Source organism: Streptomyces sp. NPDC051555 (assembly GCF_044454405.1).
GTDB lineage: Bacteria > Actinomycetota > Actinomycetes > Streptomycetales > Streptomycetaceae > Streptomyces.
Map to the genome: position 1 here is coordinate 1 of NZ_JBITDP010000119.1, position 1331 is coordinate 1331.

General features: G+C 69.8%; 1 protein-coding gene. It reads right to left on the reverse strand.

Annotated elements, in window-relative coordinates:
* On the reverse strand, nucleotides 1-1331 hold a 1331-nt coding region (locus ACIBEA_RS44605; RefSeq protein ID WP_399270317.1), incomplete at both ends, for an amino acid permease.

Sequence of the window (1331 nt, forward strand, 5' to 3'; positions counted from 1 at the left end):
GCCCCCGCGACGAGGAGGACGGCGAGGGCCGCACCGCCCGACCACAGGAGCTGGGGGCGTGCGTCGTCGTCGAAGAGCATGAGGACGAGGACGGCCGCCATGCCGGCGAGTGCGACCCAGGTCAGGTAGGGGAAGCACCACATGCGCAGGGTGAGCCTGTCCGGCATCTCCCGTTCGATCCGGCGGCGCAGCTTCAGCTGTGAGACGGCGATCAGCGCCCACACGAACAGCAGTACCGCGCCGACGGCGTTGAGCATGTAGAGGAAGACGGTGTCGGGCCACAGCAGGTTCAGGACGACGGAGACGAAGCCGAAGGTGACCGACGCGAAGACCGCGCGCCGCGGCACCCCGCCCCGCGAGACGGTCAGGAGTGCCTTGGGCGCCTCGCCGCGCTCGGCGAGGGAGAACACCATGCGGGAGGAGCCGTAGAGGTTGGCGTTCAGGGCGGACAGGAGGGCCACGAACACCACGATGTTCATGATCTGTCCGGCGCCGGGGATGCCGATGGAGTCGAGGACGGCGACGTAGGGGCTCTCGCCGGGCTTCATCGAGTCCCAGGGGAGCAGGGTGACGATGACGAGCATGGAGCCGATGTAGAAGAAGAGGATGCGCCACACCGCGCTGCGCACGGCGCGGGCGACGGAGCGGGCGGGGTCGTCGGACTCGGCGGCGGCGATGGTGACGACTTCGAGGCCGCCGAAGGCGAAGACGACGGCGAGCATGCCGGCGATGACTCCGCTGAAGCCGTGGGGTGCGAAGCCGCCCTGGCCGCTCAGGTTGGTCAGGCCGATGGGGTCGGTGTCCGGGAGGAGGCCGAAGATCGCCAGGGTGGACAGGACGAGGAAGAGGACGATGGCGCCGACCTTGAGGGTGGCGAACCAGAACTCGAACTCGCCGAAGTTGCGCACGGCGGCCAGGTTGCTCGCGGTGAAGACCACCATGAAGATCAGCACCCAGGCCCACTGGGCGATCTCCGGCACCCAGCCGTTCGCGATCTTCGCGGCGCCGGTGGCCTCCACGGCCAGGACCACGACCAGCAGGAACCAGTACAGCCAGCCCGCGGAGAATCCGGCCCAACGGCCCAACGCCCGCTCGGCGTGCACCGAGAACGAGCCCGAGGCGGGCATGGCGGCCGACATCTCGCCGAGCATCCGCATCACCAGCATCGCCAGGACGCCCGCGAGCAGGTAGGACACGATGATCGCGGGACCGGCGATGGTGATGCCCGCGCCCGAACCGACGAAGAGCCCGGCGCCGATCACGCCGCCCAGGCCCAGCATGGTCAGATGGCGCTGCTTGAGCCCGTGGCCGAGGGGCTCCGGGGCGAGGTC